Source organism: Streptococcus suis, assembly GCF_902702775.1.
GTDB lineage: Bacteria > Bacillota > Bacilli > Lactobacillales > Streptococcaceae > Streptococcus > Streptococcus hashimotonensis.
On record NZ_LR738724.1, the window covers coordinates 260779 to 276130 of the forward strand.

The 15352-nt window shown below is 47.0% G+C and carries 12 protein-coding genes and 1 pseudogene; all 13 read left to right on the forward strand.

Annotated elements, in window-relative coordinates; all coding sequences use genetic code 11:
• The first annotated feature begins 263 nt into the window (after positions 1–263).
• The 13 genes and pseudogenes from thrC (at position 264) to GPW69_RS01470 (ending at position 15302) form a co-directional block, all read left to right on the forward strand.
• Positions 264–1748, forward strand: a complete 1485-nt coding sequence (gene thrC, locus GPW69_RS01410) for a threonine synthase (RefSeq protein ID WP_074391398.1) — start codon at positions 264–266, stop codon at positions 1746–1748.
• A gap of 127 nt (positions 1749–1875) precedes the next feature.
• Positions 1876–3632 (forward strand): annotated as a pseudogene (locus tag GPW69_RS01415) (ABC transporter ATP-binding protein/permease).
• Positions 3625–5286, forward strand: a complete 1662-nt coding sequence (locus GPW69_RS01420) for an ABC transporter ATP-binding protein (RefSeq protein ID WP_074391399.1) — start codon at positions 3625–3627, stop codon at positions 5284–5286. The pseudogene GPW69_RS01415 and the gene GPW69_RS01420 overlap by 8 nt, the downstream one beginning before the upstream one ends.
• Entirely contained in the window at positions 5287–5880 is a 594-nt protein-coding gene (locus GPW69_RS01425) for an MptD family putative ECF transporter S component (RefSeq protein WP_024406780.1), read from the forward strand.
• Complete coding sequence (locus GPW69_RS01430) at positions 5877–6536, forward strand: energy-coupling factor transporter transmembrane component T (protein WP_074391400.1); 660 nt, start codon at positions 5877–5879, stop codon at positions 6534–6536. Before GPW69_RS01425 ends, GPW69_RS01430 begins: the two co-directional genes overlap by 4 nt.
• Positions 6500–7927, forward strand: coding sequence for an ABC transporter ATP-binding protein (locus tag GPW69_RS01435; RefSeq protein ID WP_074391401.1), 1428 nt, complete (start codon positions 6500–6502; stop codon positions 7925–7927). Before GPW69_RS01430 ends, GPW69_RS01435 begins: the two co-directional genes overlap by 37 nt.
• 5 nt (positions 7928–7932) lie before the next feature.
• Positions 7933–9210, forward strand: coding sequence for an MATE family efflux transporter (locus tag GPW69_RS01440; protein ID WP_074391402.1), 1278 nt, complete (start codon positions 7933–7935; stop codon positions 9208–9210).
• A 243-nt stretch (positions 9211–9453) separates the two neighbouring features.
• A complete protein-coding gene (mvk, locus tag GPW69_RS01445) occupies positions 9454–10389 on the forward strand; it encodes a mevalonate kinase (protein ID WP_074391403.1) in 936 nt (311 codons plus the stop codon).
• Positions 10382–11407 carry a diphosphomevalonate decarboxylase gene (gene mvaD, locus GPW69_RS01450; RefSeq protein WP_074391404.1) on the forward strand — a complete coding sequence of 342 codons (1026 nt, stop codon included), beginning with the start codon at positions 10382–10384 and terminating at the stop codon, positions 11405–11407. The genes mvk and mvaD overlap by 8 nt, the downstream gene beginning before the upstream one ends.
• A 1-nt stretch (position 11408) precedes the next feature.
• Positions 11409–12488, forward strand: coding sequence for a phosphomevalonate kinase (locus tag GPW69_RS01455; RefSeq protein ID WP_074391405.1), 1080 nt, complete (start codon positions 11409–11411; stop codon positions 12486–12488).
• Positions 12489–12498: 10 nt separating this feature from the next.
• A complete protein-coding gene (gene fni, locus GPW69_RS01460) occupies positions 12499–13596 on the forward strand; it encodes a type 2 isopentenyl-diphosphate Delta-isomerase (protein ID WP_074391406.1) in 1098 nt (365 codons plus the stop codon).
• A 90-nt stretch (positions 13597–13686) separates the two neighbouring features.
• Complete coding sequence (locus GPW69_RS01465; RefSeq protein WP_074391407.1) at positions 13687–13953, forward strand: ACT domain-containing protein; 267 nt, start codon at positions 13687–13689, stop codon at positions 13951–13953.
• 11 nt (positions 13954–13964) lie between these two features.
• Positions 13965–15302: a PFL family protein gene (locus tag GPW69_RS01470; protein ID WP_024384706.1), complete on the forward strand. Its 1338-nt coding sequence runs from the start codon at positions 13965–13967 to the stop codon at positions 15300–15302.
• Positions 15303–15352: the final 50 nt, after the last annotated feature.

The following is a 15352-nucleotide window of genomic DNA, read 5'->3' on the forward strand; positions in this document are numbered from 1 at the left end:
TCGGCGTCAAGTCAGTATACTGAGCCTTGCTCAGTTGAATGGAGTATGATTTATAGGTAAATTGCCTCCAAATATCGTAAGACAATCCTCTATTGAAAAATAGGGGATTGTTTGTTTAGAAATATGGTGGAGATCCTGAAAAAAGCGAAAGTGGTTGGAAAGTTAGGGTTTAGCCGAGAAAAAGAGACTTTTCTATCTATCTTTCACAATTTTCTGTCAATTTATGGTAGAATAGAAAAAATAGATTTTTTATGAGGGATACCATGACATTAGTATATCAATCAACACGCGATGCTAAAAATACTGTATCGGCAAGTCAGGCGATTTTACAAGGCTTGGCGACCGACGGTGGTTTGTTTACACCGATTTCTATTCCAACAGTTGACTTGGATTTTTCTGTTCTTAAAGACGCTTCTTATCAAGAAGTTGCCAAGTTGATTTTATCGGCTTTCTTGGACGATTTCACGGCAGACGAGCTGGACTACTGTATCAACAATGCCTACGACAGCAAGTTTGACACGCCAGCTATTGCTCCAGTTGTCAAGCTCAACGGTCAGTACAACTTGGAGCTCTTCCGAGGTTCAACCATTGCTTTCAAGGACATGGCTCTGTCCATCCTCCCTTACTTGATGACGACGGCGGCTAAAAAGCACGGTTTGGAAAATGAGATTGTCATCTTGACCGCGACTTCAGGCGATACAGGCAAGGCGGCTATGGCTGGTTTTGCGGACGTTCCTGGCACGCAAATCATTGTTTTCTACCCACGTGACGGGGTGTCTAAGGTCCAAGAATTGCAGATGACCACGCAGACAGGGGCTAATACCCACGTGGTGGCCATTGACGGAAACTTTGACGATGCCCAAACCAACGTCAAGCATATGTTCAATGATGAGGCTCTTCGTGCCAAGTTGGCGGCTAAGAAACTCCAGTTTTCATCAGCCAACTCCATGAACATCGGCCGCTTGGTGCCACAGATTGTTTACTATGTCTATGCCTACGCTCAGCTGGTTAAGACTGGTGAGATTGCGGCGGGAGACAAGGTCAACTTCACCGTTCCTACAGGCAACTTCGGCAACATCTTGGCGGCCTACTATGCTAAGCAGATCGGTCTGCCAGTTGGCAAGCTCATCTGTGCGTCCAACGACAACAATGTCTTGACTGACTTCTTCTCGACGGGCGTTTACGACAAGAACCGTACCTTCCGCGTGACCACTAGTCCGTCCATGGACATCTTGGTGTCCTCGAACTTGGAGCGGTTGATTTTCCACCTCTTTGGGAATGACGCTGCAAAAACAGCTGAGCTGATGGAAGCTTTGAACACAACTGGTCAGTATGACATTCAAGGAGCTGACGCGGATATCTTATCTCTCTTTGCTGCTGCCTTTGCGACAGAAGAAGAAACCGCTGCGGAAATCAAGCGTGTCTATGACGAGTCAGGCTACATTGAAGATCCACACACGGCTGTTGCCTCAGCTGTCTATAAACAGTATGTGGAGCAAACAGGTGACCAAACTCCGACAGTGATCGCTTCTACAGCAAGTCCTTACAAGTTCCCAGTAGTTGCGGTTGAAGCGGTGACAGGCCAGTCAGGCTTGACTGACTTTGAAGCCCTTGCCAAATTGCATGAGATTTCAGGTGTAGCCCTACCACCAGCTGTGGACGGCTTGGAAACTGCACCAGTCCGCCACAATACCGTTGTTGCAGCTGCAGATATGCAGGCTGAAGTAGAGCGTTACTTGGGTGTTTAATTTTGATTCATTTTATGACAAACTGCTCATCTTGAGTGGTTTGTTTTTTATTCTTATTAAAATTAAAATTTACAGACAATTCAAAGAATGATATACTATAATGGAATATGTTTTAGAGAGGTAATCAATGGCACAAGAAGAAAAAATTTCTCGTGAAAAGAAAAAAGCCCTCTTGAAGCGGTTCAAAGAACGTATCAAGCCCAAGATGAAGCTGGTCTATTTGGCAGCCTTTCTATCCTGGGTACAATTTTTGATGCGGATTATTTCCTTCTATCTGATTGCTAAGGGCTTTGTGACCTACTATGAGGGTGGGCAGGTTGATTTAGTAAGGTTTGTCCTTATCTTGCTGGGGCTCAATGCTTTTGGCTATGGTATGGCCTTGATTGCCAAGCGTTTGCAGGGCTTGGGCTCCCAGTTTGCTCGGGATTCCCTCAAACAGTCCTTCTTTGAGGCCCTCTTGGCCAAGGACGGTCAGTTTGAGTCTAAAGCGACAGCGGCAGATGTCTTTAACATCGCTTCGCAAGGGATTGACAGTCTGGATACCTACTATTCCTACTACATGGCCTCTTCCTTGCGGACCCAGTTCAACTGTGCGACTGTTCTCTTGCTGGTCTTTCTGATTTTCCCGCTGGGTGCGGTCATTTTCATCCTGGCCCTGCCCTTGATTCCCATTTCCATTATCGCTATGCAAAAGCGGTCCAAGCGGATCATGAATCGCTACTGGGGCTCCTACATGGATGTGGGCAATCTTTCTTGGACGACCTCAAGGGGCTCAACACTCTTTATTCCTACCAGGCGGACGCGGCTTATGAAAAGACCTTCAATGAGCAGGCGGAGGACTTCCGCGATGCGACCATGGAGTTGCTCAGTTTCCAGCTGCAAGCGGTGGGCTACATGGATGCGGTCATGTATCTGGGGATTGGTCTGTCTGGTTTTGTGGCGGTCAATAGCCTAGCGGCAGGCAATCTCTCCCTCTTTAGTATGCTTTTCTTTGTCCTCATTGCGACGGAGTTTTTTGCACCCATACGGGAGCAGGGCTACGGTATGCACTTGGTCATGATGAATACCAAGATGGCGGATCGCATTTTTGGTTTCTTGGACAGCATGACAGCGGAGCAGGAAATCGATGCTGCCCATCTGCCTGTTTTTGACAGTCTGAAACTGGAAAATATGGCCTTTGCCTACGGAGAAAAGCCAGTCCTAGAAGATATTTCCATGACCATGACGGCTGGAAAGGTCTATGCCTTGGCCGGTGAGTCAGGTCAGGGGAAAACGACCTTGGCCCAGCTGCTCTTGGGACGCTTGCGGGCGGATAAGGGAGCTATTTACTTGGGTGAGCAGGAGATTTCGACTGTCAGTCAGTTATCTCTGAATGAGCAGGTCCTCTATGTGTCGGGCCAGTCAACCTTGCTCAACCAGTCGATCTATGAGAATTTACGCATGGCTGGTGCCTGGTCCAAGGAGGACATCTTGGCTTGGGCAGATCAGCATGGGGTCTTGCAGTTTGTCAAGAATATGCCAGACGGTCTAGACACGATTGTGGGCGATGACGGTGCTTTCTTATCCCCTGGTCAACGCCAGCAGGTCATCTGTGCCCGTGCGGTTTTGGCTAAACGCTCGCTCTATATCTTTGACGAGGTGACGTCTAGCGTCGATCAGGACAATGAGGGCTTGATTTACGACTTGATTAACTTGGTGGCCAAGGATGCCATTGTCATTATTATTACCCATAAGATGAAGCAGGTGGAGCAGGCAGATGATATCCTCTTCTTGTCTGCGGAGGGGGCTGTGACAGGCAACCATACCACGCTTTATCAGTCTAGCTCGGCCTATCGTCAGCTGGTCGATCAACAAAGAGAATTGGAGGAAGCCGTTTATGGATAAGAGAGAAATGCCGACACGGGTGCTGATTCCGAGACTCTTGGGCTCGATGAAACACCTCTTGCCACGGATTGCGGTGGCGGTTTGCTTTGCGGTCTTGGGACAGGTGGTGACCATTGCTATTCCAGTAACGCTGGTCTATCTGGCTTTTGATTCCCTTGCTGGCAATCCTGCTCCGCTATGGACCTTGGGAGCCCTAGTCATTCTAGCTCTTCTGCGTGGTGCCTTCCGCTATGGCGAGCACTACTTCGGTCACTATGTGGCCTTTCATACTCTGGCTGCCTACCGCCGTCTGATTTTTGCAAAATTGCGGGCCTTGGCTCCTGGGAAATTGGACCGGCAGGACAGTGGTAGTCTGCTCAAGATGATTGGGGAGGACATCGAGGCCTTGGAGGTTTTCTTTGCCCATACCATTGCTCCGATTTGTACAGGGATTATGGTGGCTCTTGGCTTGACGGTTTATTTTGGTCTATCTAGCTGGGGCTTGGCCCTCTTGGCTCTGGTGACCTACGCCCTTTTAGCGATTGCCATTCCCAATCGATTTGCCCAGCAGTTGCAACCCTTGCTCAAGGAACAAAATGCCAGTCGCAAGGGCTATGTTTCCTACTTTATTGAAAGTCTTAAGAGTATGAAGGATCTCATGCAATTCCAGCAGACAGATGCTCGTTTTGCCAATCTGACACAGAAAAGTCAAGTGGTCAATGGTCAGGAGCGAAAGGTTGCCCAGACCAACTTTATGCAGTATGCTGTGTCATTCTTAGTGGTAGGTATGTCTATTATGGGCTTTGCCTGGCTGACCTTCGACTTGGTTGGCAGTCAGAGCTTGGATTTGGCGACAGGAGTAGCCCTCCTGGTGTCCTTTACCAGTTCCTTTGCTCCCTTCTTGGAGCTCAGCCGTCTGCCTCTTGGTTTCAAGCGGGCTATGAATGCTGGTCGGAACATCTATGCTCTTTTGGATGAAAAAGAAGCAGAGCGAATAGGCGACTTGGTTGAGGTCAGCGTGACGGAGATTGCTATTGAGCAACTAGACTTCGACTATGATGACCGAGAAACAGGGCTCTATCGCAATCTGTCTGTCCAGTTTGAACAGGGAGGCATCATCGGTCTGGTCGGTGAGTCCGGTGCAGGAAAATCCACCTTGATGAAACTAATCATGCGGTGGTATGATTGGCAACAAGGTCAAATCCGCCTGTCTGGCTTGGATAGTCGGAAGGTGGATAAAGCTCATTTGCAAGGGTCCTTTGCCTATGTGCCTCAGGTACCGCAAATCTTCCGCCAGACCATTCGAGAAAATCTTGTCTTGGGGCGGACGGATGTGTCGGATGAAACCATTATGGACTTGGCAGAAAAATGCCACATGAAAGAACGGATTTTGGCAGCACCGCAGGGCTTGGATACGATTGTGGAAGCCAGTGACTTTTCAGCAGGAGAAGGACAACGCCTGGAACTCATGCGGGCCCTGCTCAAAAATGCGGATTGCTATATCTTTGATGAGCCGACCAGCAACTTGGATTCGCTCAATGAAGCTCGTTTTATCCAGCTGGTCAGGGCACACTGTCAGGGCATGGTCTTCTTGATTTCCCATAGAAGCTCAACTATGGCTTGTGCAAATACCATTTTCCGCTTGGAAGACGGGCAATTAGTAAAGGAAAAATAAATGAAGAAATTACAAGTAAAAGATCTGATGGTAACAGGGGCTTTTGCTGCCCTCTACTTTGTTTGTGTTGGTCTAGGAACCTTGTTGAGCTTGGTTTTTGATCGTTCGGGTAATATGATGTATGCACCTGCTGGAGCAGCCCTTTTGGCAGGACCTGTTTATATGTTATTGGTAGCCAAGGTTGGTAAATTTGGTTCAATTAGTCTGGTTGGAGCGGTAATGGCCTGTTTCTTTTTCCTATCAGGCTATATGACAGCGGCCTTTCTCCCAAGCTTGACCTTTGGTTTTTTGTCAGAAATGGTAGCGAAGTCAGGTCACTATAAACAAAAATGGACCAATCTTCTTAGCTATATCATTTTCTCTTTTGGAAACCTGGGACCGATTATTCTTATGTGGTTCATGCGTGATGCCTATGAGGCCAATCTTTTGGCACGTGGAAAATCAGCAGAATACATCGCTCGTGTCATGCTTGATTTCACTCCAGAGAATGTGCTATGGTTGTCAACGACCATTATCTTAACAGCTCTTATCAGTGGTCTGTTTGGTCAATATATGCTTCAGCGCTATTTTAAACAATCAGGTTATCTTTCATGAAATTAGATGCTCGTACAAAAATTATTCTCGTCATCTTCACTAGTTTTACCTATGGGATGCGTCTTACAATACTAGAAAATGCAGTGCTGGTCTTAGGCCTTAGCCTGCTTTTCTGGTTTTATGGAAAGCGGAAAATGGCTATAATGAGTCCGATAGCCTATGCTATGTTTTGTCTGTTGTCCTATATTACATTTTTTCCAGCATGGCTGACGCATTTGTTGCTTGTATTGACCTATACATGGCCTCCGCTTTTGGCAGGACATCTATTGTTGATGACGACAAGTGGTTACGAACTCATTCATGGCTTGCGGAAATGGCACCTGCCAGAGGTATTTCTTTTGACGTTGGGAGTAATGTTTCGTTTCCTGCCTGCCATTAAACAGGATGCTCGTACGATTTGTGCCTCTTTGAAGGTTAGAGGAATTTTTTTACGGAAGAGAGATGTGGTTTGTAAGCCACTCCAGTACATGGAGTTTTTCTTGGTTCCCTTGATGATGTCTCTCTTGCGAACAGCTCAGGAATTGACGGTAGCCAGTCTGACAAAAGGTTTGGCTGTATCTACGAAATCACCTGCATATATTCGGTCGTCTTGGACCGTGCTAGATTGGAGTCTTTGCTTATGTTGTATCGGTTTTCTGATTCTCGTCCAGCTGTGACGGTAAAAAATGTAGCATTAACTTATTCAGGGGCAGATAAACCAGCCTTGCAGATAGAGAATCTGACCATTCCAGAAGGCCAGTGTGTTGTTTTATGTGGGCATAGTGGCTCTGGGAAGTCTAGTTTTCTCAAGGTACTGAATGGTTTGACGCCAGAATATTATCCTGCTCAGCTTTCGGGACAAATTTTCTTAGGGGACTTGGATTTACAAAAATCTAGTCTGGAAGAAACATCTCGGCATATTGCTTCCGTCTTTCAGCATCCGTCTACTCAATTTTTTCATAGTCAGGTCTTGCAGGAATTGGTTTTCCCTTGTGAAAATCAGGGTTTGTCAAGAGAAGAAATCGAGAATCGCCTGGCTTGGGTTATGGAATTATTTGGTTTGGCTTCTCTTAGTCAGCGAACGATTTCCAGTCTATCAGGTGGTCAGCAACAACGTCTAGCCTTGGCCGTTGCAGCTATGCAAGGGACGGGTGTCTTGGTTTTAGATGAGCCAACTGCCAACCTAGATCAGGAAGGGATTGCGATTGTACAGGACATCTTGAAAATTTTAAAAAGCCAAGGAAAGACCATCATTATTGCCGAGCATAGACTGTCTTATCTCAGTCAGTTGGCAGATCGCTATTTATATTTTCAAGATGGGCAAGTGGTGACGGATTATCTAGCAGATGAGTTTTTAAGTCGGACAGAAGAATGCCGTCAGGATATGGGACTGCGTTGTTATGACTCGGAGCCTTATGGGCGGGCAATAGCGGAGCTGGCGGGCCAATTTGTTAATGATAAAGAGGGGTTACTTGTTGAAAATTTATCGGTAAGTCAGAAAGAGAATACTCTCTACAAGATTGAAAAGCTTTGCTTGGCACCAGGACAGGTGGTGGGTTTGGTTGGATCGAATGGTTCTGGAAAAACAAGCCTTGCTCGTTATCTGGTCGGTTTAGCGGAAGATAAGAAGAGTAGGATGTCTTGGCAAGGTCAAACCTTGTCTAGTCGCCAGAGATTGGAAAAAACAGCCTTTGTTATGCAGGATGTTCGACTCCAACTATTTGCGGAAAGTGTTAAGCGAGAACTTACTCTTGGAAGGAAAAATAGAGCTGTCGATGAACGTTTGGTAGCTCGTTTTGGTCTATCGGACTTGTTGGAGAGGCATCCGGTCAGTTTATCGGGTGGTGAACAACAGCGCGTGATGATAGTGGCCAGCTTACTGGCAGATAAGGAAATTTTCATTTTTGATGAACCGACGAGCGGCTTGGATTTGAGACGAATGCAACAAGTTGCTACCGCTTTAGTAGACTTAAAAATGAAGAATAAGTTGGTTTTGTTAATTTCTCACGATGAAGAGCTATTGAATCTTGTTTGTGATAAAATAGTAGATATTAAACAGTTGAAATAGAGATTATGAACAAACAAACCTATAAAGAAATTTTAACTATTGCCTTTCCAGCCATGGGGGAAAACCTTCTCCAGCTGTTAATGGGGGTAGTAGACTCTTATCTAGTAGCCAGTATTGGCATCGTAGCTTTGTCTGGAGTTTCCCTTGCTAATAATATTTTAGCCGTCTATCAGGCGGTTTTTATTGCCCTAGCAGCAGCGGTGTCTTCTCGTTTGGCTCAGACTTTGGGTAAAGAGACTTCAGAAGGCATTGGAGGAACTGCTAGTGAAAGTGTTAAGTTTACAGTTTTTATCGGTCTCCTTTTAGGAATTTTTTCAGTTCTGGCAGGTCCAATAGTACTTACTAGCTTGGGAGCAGAGTCAGAAGTGGTACGGGCTGGAGGTCTTTATTTGATATTGGTTGGTGGGGGAGCGCTTTTTTTGGGACTTATGACAAGTTTGAGTGCAATCTTACGAACCTTGGGGGAACCACGTTTTCCTATGTATATCAGCCTGCTCTCTAACATTTTAAATGCACTATTTTCAGCATTTGCAGTCTTTGTGCTTCATGCAGGTGTAGCTGGGGTTGCGATTGGAACGGTATTATCGCGATTGATTGGTTGTAGCCTGCTTTGGTCTCGCTTACCAATTTCTTTAAAACCATGGACCTGGTCCTTTGATAAAGAACTACTTAGACTTGCCCTGCCAGCAACTGGTGAACGGTTGATGATGCGGGTGGGAGATGTGGTAGTCGTAGCTTTGATTACCAGCTTAGGAACAGCGACGGTAGCTGGAAATGCGATTGGAGAAACCCTGACGCAGTTTAATTATATGCCGGCTTTAGGGATTGCTACCGCGACAATCATCCTTACAGCGAAACACAGACAGGATAAGGCTATGGTTCGACATATTTTTCGAACAAGCTTTGGCCTTTCTTTGCTGTTTATGTTTTTGGTGGCTGGTGTGACTTATTTTGCGGGGCCTTTCCTAATCGGTCTTTATACTAAGGATATTCAAGCAGCACAAGCTAGTCAAACAGTATTATTTTATGCCATGTTGGGAGTTCCCTTTACAGCTGGCACTCTTATTTTGACAGCTCTTTGGCAAGGTTTAGGAAATGCTAGATTACCCTTTTATGCCACAACTATCGGTATGTGGCTAGTGCGGATTGGCATAGCTTGTTTACTTGTAACATTTTTTAAAATCGGTTTGTCAGCCATTTGGATTGCAACGATTTTAGATAATGCCTTCCGAGCAGGGGTGCTATTTTTTCAGTATAGGTATTCAAAACGAGAATCAATTTAAGATAGGGCTAAGAAAACTTTCAGTTTCTTTTAAGTTAGTAGCTATATACTATATTCAAGCTAGAAATAGCGAATTTACTGAATAGTATTCAGTATCGTCATCCGTAAGAACTAAAGCTCAAACGGCTGGCATATCTTTTTCATATAATCTCCTAGAGAACAGTCGGCCGTGGTCGGCTGTTTTCGTGTGTTTTATTCTTATGTAAAAGTGGTATAATAGTAGTGATTGTATAAGGAGAAAAGTATGTCGGTAGTAGGAAAAGCAAATGGGAAAATCATTTTGATGGGAGAGCATGCGGTGGTCTATGGGCAACCAGCAATTGCTATGCCTTTTTCTGCTGTTGAAATTATTGCTCAGGTAACTGCTCAAGGGGAAGCGCTGACTGTTGCTTGTGACTTCTATGAAGGGCTGGTTCACAAGATGCCAAAAATCTGGGAAAGTCTCAAGCATGCCATTCGTTTTTCGCTCTATCGTATTGGTGCGCCGACAGACCCAGCGATCCATATTGAGATTAGTTCCACCATTCCTGCCGAGCGAGGCATGGGTTCCAGTGCAGCTGTGGCAGTTGCAGTAGCACGCGCCCTCTTTGCCTACTATAAGAAAGAACTGACCGACAGCGAACTCTGGGACGTCGTCCAATCTTCGGAAAAAATTGCTCACGGCAATCCATCAGGCATAGATGCGGCGACCACCAGCGGCAAGTCCCCCGTCTTCTTTATCAAGCACCAGCCCATCGAACCCTTGGAGCTGAAACTCCGTTCCCACTTGGTAGTGGCTGATACAGGCGTGACGGGAAACACCTTAGAAGCCATTTCAGACGTGGCGGATTTGTTGGAGAAAAAGCCAGAGGCTATCAAGCTAGTAGAAGAACTGGGTAACTTGACCCGACAGGCCAAGGAAGATTTAGCCACAGACCAGGCAGAGCTTCTAGGCAGCAGAATGAACCAAGCTCATGCCCTTCTGCAAAAATTAGGCGTGTCTGATCCTAGCCTGGATAAGCTAGTCAGCCTTGCCCAAGAAAATGGAGCTCTCGGAGCCAAATTAACTGGTGGCGGCCGAGGTGGCTGCATGATTGCCCTGGCAAGAACAGCCCAGGATGCCCAAAATCTTGCACACATCCTTGACCAAGCAGGTGCCCGCCAAACCTGGATACAGTACTTAGGAGAAACCAATGACTAAACAAACAGGCATAGCTCGTGCCCATACCAATATTGCCTTGATTAAATACTGGGGAAAACGAGATAAGGAATTATTCCTACCCATGAATTCCAGTCTATCTCTGACCCTTGACGCATTTTATACTGATACCAAGGTCGTTTTTGACCCAGAATTAACTGCTGATGAGTTCTATCTCAACGGAATCTTACAAAAAGAAAAAGAAATTTTAAAAATTTCTCGATTTTTGGATTTGTTTTGCGAATATATAGGTGAAAGGGCATTTGCCCGAGTGGAAAGTCTAAATTTTGTTCCGACTGCGGCTGGTTTGGCCAGCTCAGCATCAGCCTTCGCAGCACTTGCACTTGCAACCGCAACTGCCTTGGATTTAGATTTGTCACCAGCCACCCTATCAACCCTTGCTCGCAGGGGTTCTGGCTCTAGCACACGTAGCCTATTCGGTGGATTTGTCGAGTGGGATATGGGAACGGGTTCGGAAGATTCTATGGCTCATCCCATTGACGATGCCGATTGGGATATTGCCATGGTCGTCTTAGCCGTCAACACTGGACCGAAAAAGATTGCCAGCCGAGAGGGAATGGACCACACGGTTGCTACCTCGCCATTTTATTCCGCCTGGGTAGAAACCGCCAAACAAGACTTGGTGGACATCAAGGCAGCTATTGCCGGCCGTGATTTTGAAAAACTTGGTCAAATCACAGAACACAACGGCATGAAAATGCATGCAACGACGCTTTCTGCCAATCCGCCATTTACCTACTGGTCAGCGGATAGTCTAGTGGCCCAAGAAGCAGTCCGTCAGGTTCGTGAGGAAAGTGGCTTATCAGCCTACATGACTATGGATGCAGGACCGAATGTCAAGGTCCTCTGCCGGGCAAGTCAAATGGATGAGCTAGTAGCTGAATTGGCCAAAGTCTTCCCAAGAGAGAAAATCATTACCAGCAAGCCTGGTCCTGCTGCCTACGTCCTCAGCGAAGACGAGTGGCAGGCTTCGCAAGCAACGTTTGAGAAGGGCTTGTAGCATGAAAGTACAAGTAAAGATACCTGGAAAACTCTTTCTAGCAGGGGAATACGCAGTTGTCGAGGCAGGCTATCCCGCAGTGATTGCGGCCCTTGACCAATACCTGACTGTCACCATTGAAACAAGTGACCACGGTCTTCTTCACTCCAGCCAGCAAGCAGACCTCTATCTGACCTGGGAGCGTCAGGAAGGTGTCGTTCATGTCCAAGGTGACCATCCTTATGCTCTGATTGAGACAGCCATGCAGGTGACAGAAGCCTATCTGACAGCCAAAGGTCAGTCCTGTCAAGCAACCTACAGCCTAGCGGTCCAATCTGATCTGGATGACCAGACTTCAGGTGCCAAGTATGGCTTGGGGTCGTCAGGGGCAGTGACGGTTGCGACGGTCAAGGCCCTGCTAACCTACTACGGTCACCGACCAGATGCCCTCCTGACCTACAAGCTGGCAGCTTTGGCCCAGACCAAGCTAGGTATGACGGGGTCCTTCGGTGACTTGGCGGCTTCCAGTTTTGGTGGTTTAATCGCCTATCATTCCCTGGACCGTTCTTGGCTTTTAGGGAAAATGGCAGAGCTGTCCCTGCTTGATCTGGTAGAAAGTGATTGGCAGGGTTTGTTCATCAGCTCCATCCAGCTACCTGAAGGCTTAGACCTCTTGGTTGGTTGGACAGGGTCGGCGGCTTCGACAGATCGATTGGTTTCCCAGATGGAAAGCCAAAAAAGTCAGGCAGAAAAAGAGCACATTCATAGCCAGTTTCTAGCCGACTCCAAGACCTGTGTAGAGCAGTTGATAGTAGCTTGTCAGACAAATGACTCAGCGTCAGTAAGACAGGCCATTGCTCAAAACCGCAAGCTCTTACAAGACTTTGCGAGAAGGATGGGCTTGGTCATTGAAACGCCTCGACTGAGCCAACTCTGTGACCTGGTCCAGACTTATGGAGCGGTGGCCAAATCATCTGGTGCAGGCGGTGGTGACTGCGGCATTTGCTTGGTAGACAGTAAGGAACAAAAAGTAGCGATTGAGAAGGCTTGGCAACAAGCCGGCATTCTTCCACTCCAACTAAAGATCACAAGTAGAGAATAAGGAGAACCCTATGTTTTATCTAGGAGAATTTGGTTTAGACCGCAAGGATCAACACGTTGGCTTGGCCAACCAGCAATATAGTGCCACACCGGCCAAGGACTTTACGGAGACCTTGTTTGTCCATCATTCCCTACCTCAAACCAAGGTGGATGAAGTGGATATTTCGACCAGTGTAGCTGGTTTGGACTTTGCCTTTCCTTTCTTCATCAATGCTATGACTGGTGGAAGCAAAAAGACGCGAGAAATCAATCGCCTCTTGGGAATTATGGGGCATTTTGGGAAGATTGCTCTGGCTTCAGGTTCGGTTAGTGCGGCGATCAAGGATCCGTCAGTTGCGGAAACCTTCTCCGTTATGCGTCGGGAAAATCCTTATGGCATTATTTTTGCCAATCTAGGTGCCCACCACAGTGTTGAGAATGCCAAGCGGGCGGTGGATTTGTTGGAGGCCAATGCCATCCAAATCCATGTCAATGCACCCCAGGAGATTGTCATGCCTGAGGGAGACCGTGATTTTACCATGTGGTTGAAGAATATTGAAACCCTAGTGCGGGAGATGGAAGTACCGGTCATCGTCAAGGAAGTTGGTTTTGGCATGAGCCGAGAAACGGTTGCCCAGCTGGCTTCTGTCGGTGTCACGACCATTGATGTGTCTGGGACTGGGGGGACGGATTTCGCCAAGATTGAAAATGCCCGTCGGACCTTCAATGATTATGCCTATTTAGAAGGTTGGGGGCAGTCAACTGTGACATCCTTGGTGGAAGCCATGTCTGTTCCTGAAGAAGTTCGCCCAAGTCTGATTGCATCTGGTGGTATTAAGACACCACTAGATATTGTCAAATCATTGGCCCTCGGTGCAGACCTTGTTGGTATGTCCAATCATTTCCTCCAGTATGTCAAGGATGGTAAGGGGCATCGTTTTGACGACGGCCTGCAGGCTATCAAGACCTTCCAATGGCAGATGGCTGAAATCATGACCATGCTGGGTGCTAAAAACATTGCGGAACTCCGTCAGAAAGATTTGGTCTTGGCTCCAAATGTACAAAATTGGTGCGAAGCGCGTGGGATTGATTGGAAAGCCTATGCCCGTCGGTCGCAATTGGTAAAATAAATACGTACGTTAGAGGTAGAATCTAGATGATTTCTACCTTTTTCTGCATATTTATGATAAAATAAATGAAAATTTAGAAGAGGTGTTCAGATGAAAGCTATTGTTACAGTTGTCGGTAAGGACAAGTCAGGAATTGTTGCTGGTGTTGCAACTAAGATTGCGGAGTTGGGACTCAATATTGATGATATTTCTCAGACTGTTTTGGATGAGTATTTTACCATGATGGCGGTGGTGTCATCAGATGAGAAGAAAGATTTCACGCAACTTCATGCGGAATTGGATGCCTTTGGTCAAAATTTGAACGTGAAAATCAACATTCAAAGTGCGGCGATTTTTGATGCCATGCACAACTTGTAAGGAGAGATTTCATGGATATTAGACAGGTTAGAGAAACCATTGAGATGATTGAGGAGCAGCACTTCGATATTCGGACCATTACCATGGGGATTTCCCTCTTGGACTGTATTGACTCGGATATTGATAAGGCTGCGGAAAAAGTGTACACCAAAATTGTGACCAAGGCTAAGAACTTGGTAGCGGTCGGTGATGAGATTGCGGCGGAGCTGGGAATTCCCATTGTCAACAAGCGGGTGTCGGTAACGCCTATTGCTTTGATTGGTGCGGCGACGGATGCCACGGATTATCTTCCCCTGGCTCATGCCTTGGACAAGGCGGCTCATGAGATCGGCATCGATTTTATCGGAGGTTTTTCAGCTCTGGTTCAAAAGGGCTACCAAAAAGGGGATGAAATCCTCATCAACTCTATACCGCAGGCATTGGCCCAAACGACAAAAGTCTGCTCGTCGGTCAACATCGGCTCGACCAAGACGGGTATCAACATGACGGCTGTGCGGGATATGGGGCGGATCATCAAGGAGACGGCGGAGGCTTCTGATATGGGGGCGGCCAAGCTGGTGGTCTTTGCCAATGCGGTTGAGGACAATCCTTTCATGGCGGGTGCCTTCCATGGTGTCGGCGAGGCGGATGTGGTTATCAATGTCGGCGTGTCTGGGCCTGGTGTGGTCAAGCGTGCTCTTGAAAAAGTGCGTGGCGAGAGCTTTGATGTAGTGGCAGAAACCGTCAAAAAGACGGCCTTCAAGATTACCCGTATCGGTCAGTTGGTCGGCAATATGGCCAGCGAACGCCTGGGTGTTAAGTTCGGTATCGTGGACCTGTCCCTTGCCCCGACGCCAGCCGTTGGCGACTCAGTGGCTCGGGTATTGGAGGAAATGGGCTTAGAAACCGTAGGTACGCACGGAACGACCGCTGCCCTGGCTTTGCTCAATGACGCAGTCAAAAAGGGTGGGGTCATGGCTTGCAACCAAGTCGGTGGCTTGTCAGGTGCCTTTATCCCTGTGTCTGAGGACGAGGGTATGATTGCGGCGGTGCAAAATGGCTCGCTTAACCTTGAAAAATTGGAAGCTATGACGGCTATCTGTTCAGTTGGTTTGGATATGATTGCCATTCCAGAAACAACGCCTGCTGAAACGATCGCGGCTATGATTGCGGATGAGGCAGCGATTGGAGTTATCAACCAGAAAACAACTGCGGTCCGTATTATTCCACTTGGAAAAGAAGGGGACATGATTGAATTTGGTGGCCTTCTGGGAACAGCCCCTGTCATGAAGGTCAACCAGGCTTCGTCTGTTGACTTTATCAACCGTGGTGGTCAGATTCCAGCACCGATTCATAGTTTTAAGAACTAAAAACGTAAACCGATTGCGACAAGCAGTCGGTTTTTTGCTATACTTAATAG

Excerpts from the sequence above, each read along its gene's own strand:
- thrC (WP_074391398.1), top strand. The coding sequence starts at position 264 with ATGACATTAGTATATCAATCAACACGCGATGCTAAAAATACTGTATCG.
- GPW69_RS01420 (WP_074391399.1), top strand. The coding sequence starts at position 3,625 with ATGGATAAGAGAGAAATGCCGACACGGGTGCTGATTCCGAGACTCTTG.
- GPW69_RS01425 (WP_024406780.1), top strand. The coding sequence starts at position 5,287 with ATGAAGAAATTACAAGTAAAAGATCTGATGGTAACAGGGGCTTTTGCT.
- GPW69_RS01430 (WP_074391400.1), top strand. The coding sequence starts at position 5,877 with ATGAAATTAGATGCTCGTACAAAAATTATTCTCGTCATCTTCACTAGT.
- GPW69_RS01435 (WP_074391401.1), top strand. The coding sequence starts at position 6,500 with ATGTTGTATCGGTTTTCTGATTCTCGTCCAGCTGTGACGGTAAAAAAT.
- GPW69_RS01440 (WP_074391402.1), top strand. The coding sequence starts at position 7,933 with ATGAACAAACAAACCTATAAAGAAATTTTAACTATTGCCTTTCCAGCC.
- mvk (WP_074391403.1), top strand. The coding sequence starts at position 9,454 with ATGTCGGTAGTAGGAAAAGCAAATGGGAAAATCATTTTGATGGGAGAG.
- mvaD (WP_074391404.1), top strand. The coding sequence starts at position 10,382 with ATGACTAAACAAACAGGCATAGCTCGTGCCCATACCAATATTGCCTTG.
- GPW69_RS01455 (WP_074391405.1), top strand. The coding sequence starts at position 11,409 with ATGAAAGTACAAGTAAAGATACCTGGAAAACTCTTTCTAGCAGGGGAA.
- fni (WP_074391406.1), top strand. The coding sequence starts at position 12,499 with ATGTTTTATCTAGGAGAATTTGGTTTAGACCGCAAGGATCAACACGTT.
- GPW69_RS01465 (WP_074391407.1), top strand. The coding sequence starts at position 13,687 with ATGAAAGCTATTGTTACAGTTGTCGGTAAGGACAAGTCAGGAATTGTT.
- GPW69_RS01470 (WP_024384706.1), top strand. The coding sequence starts at position 13,965 with ATGGATATTAGACAGGTTAGAGAAACCATTGAGATGATTGAGGAGCAG.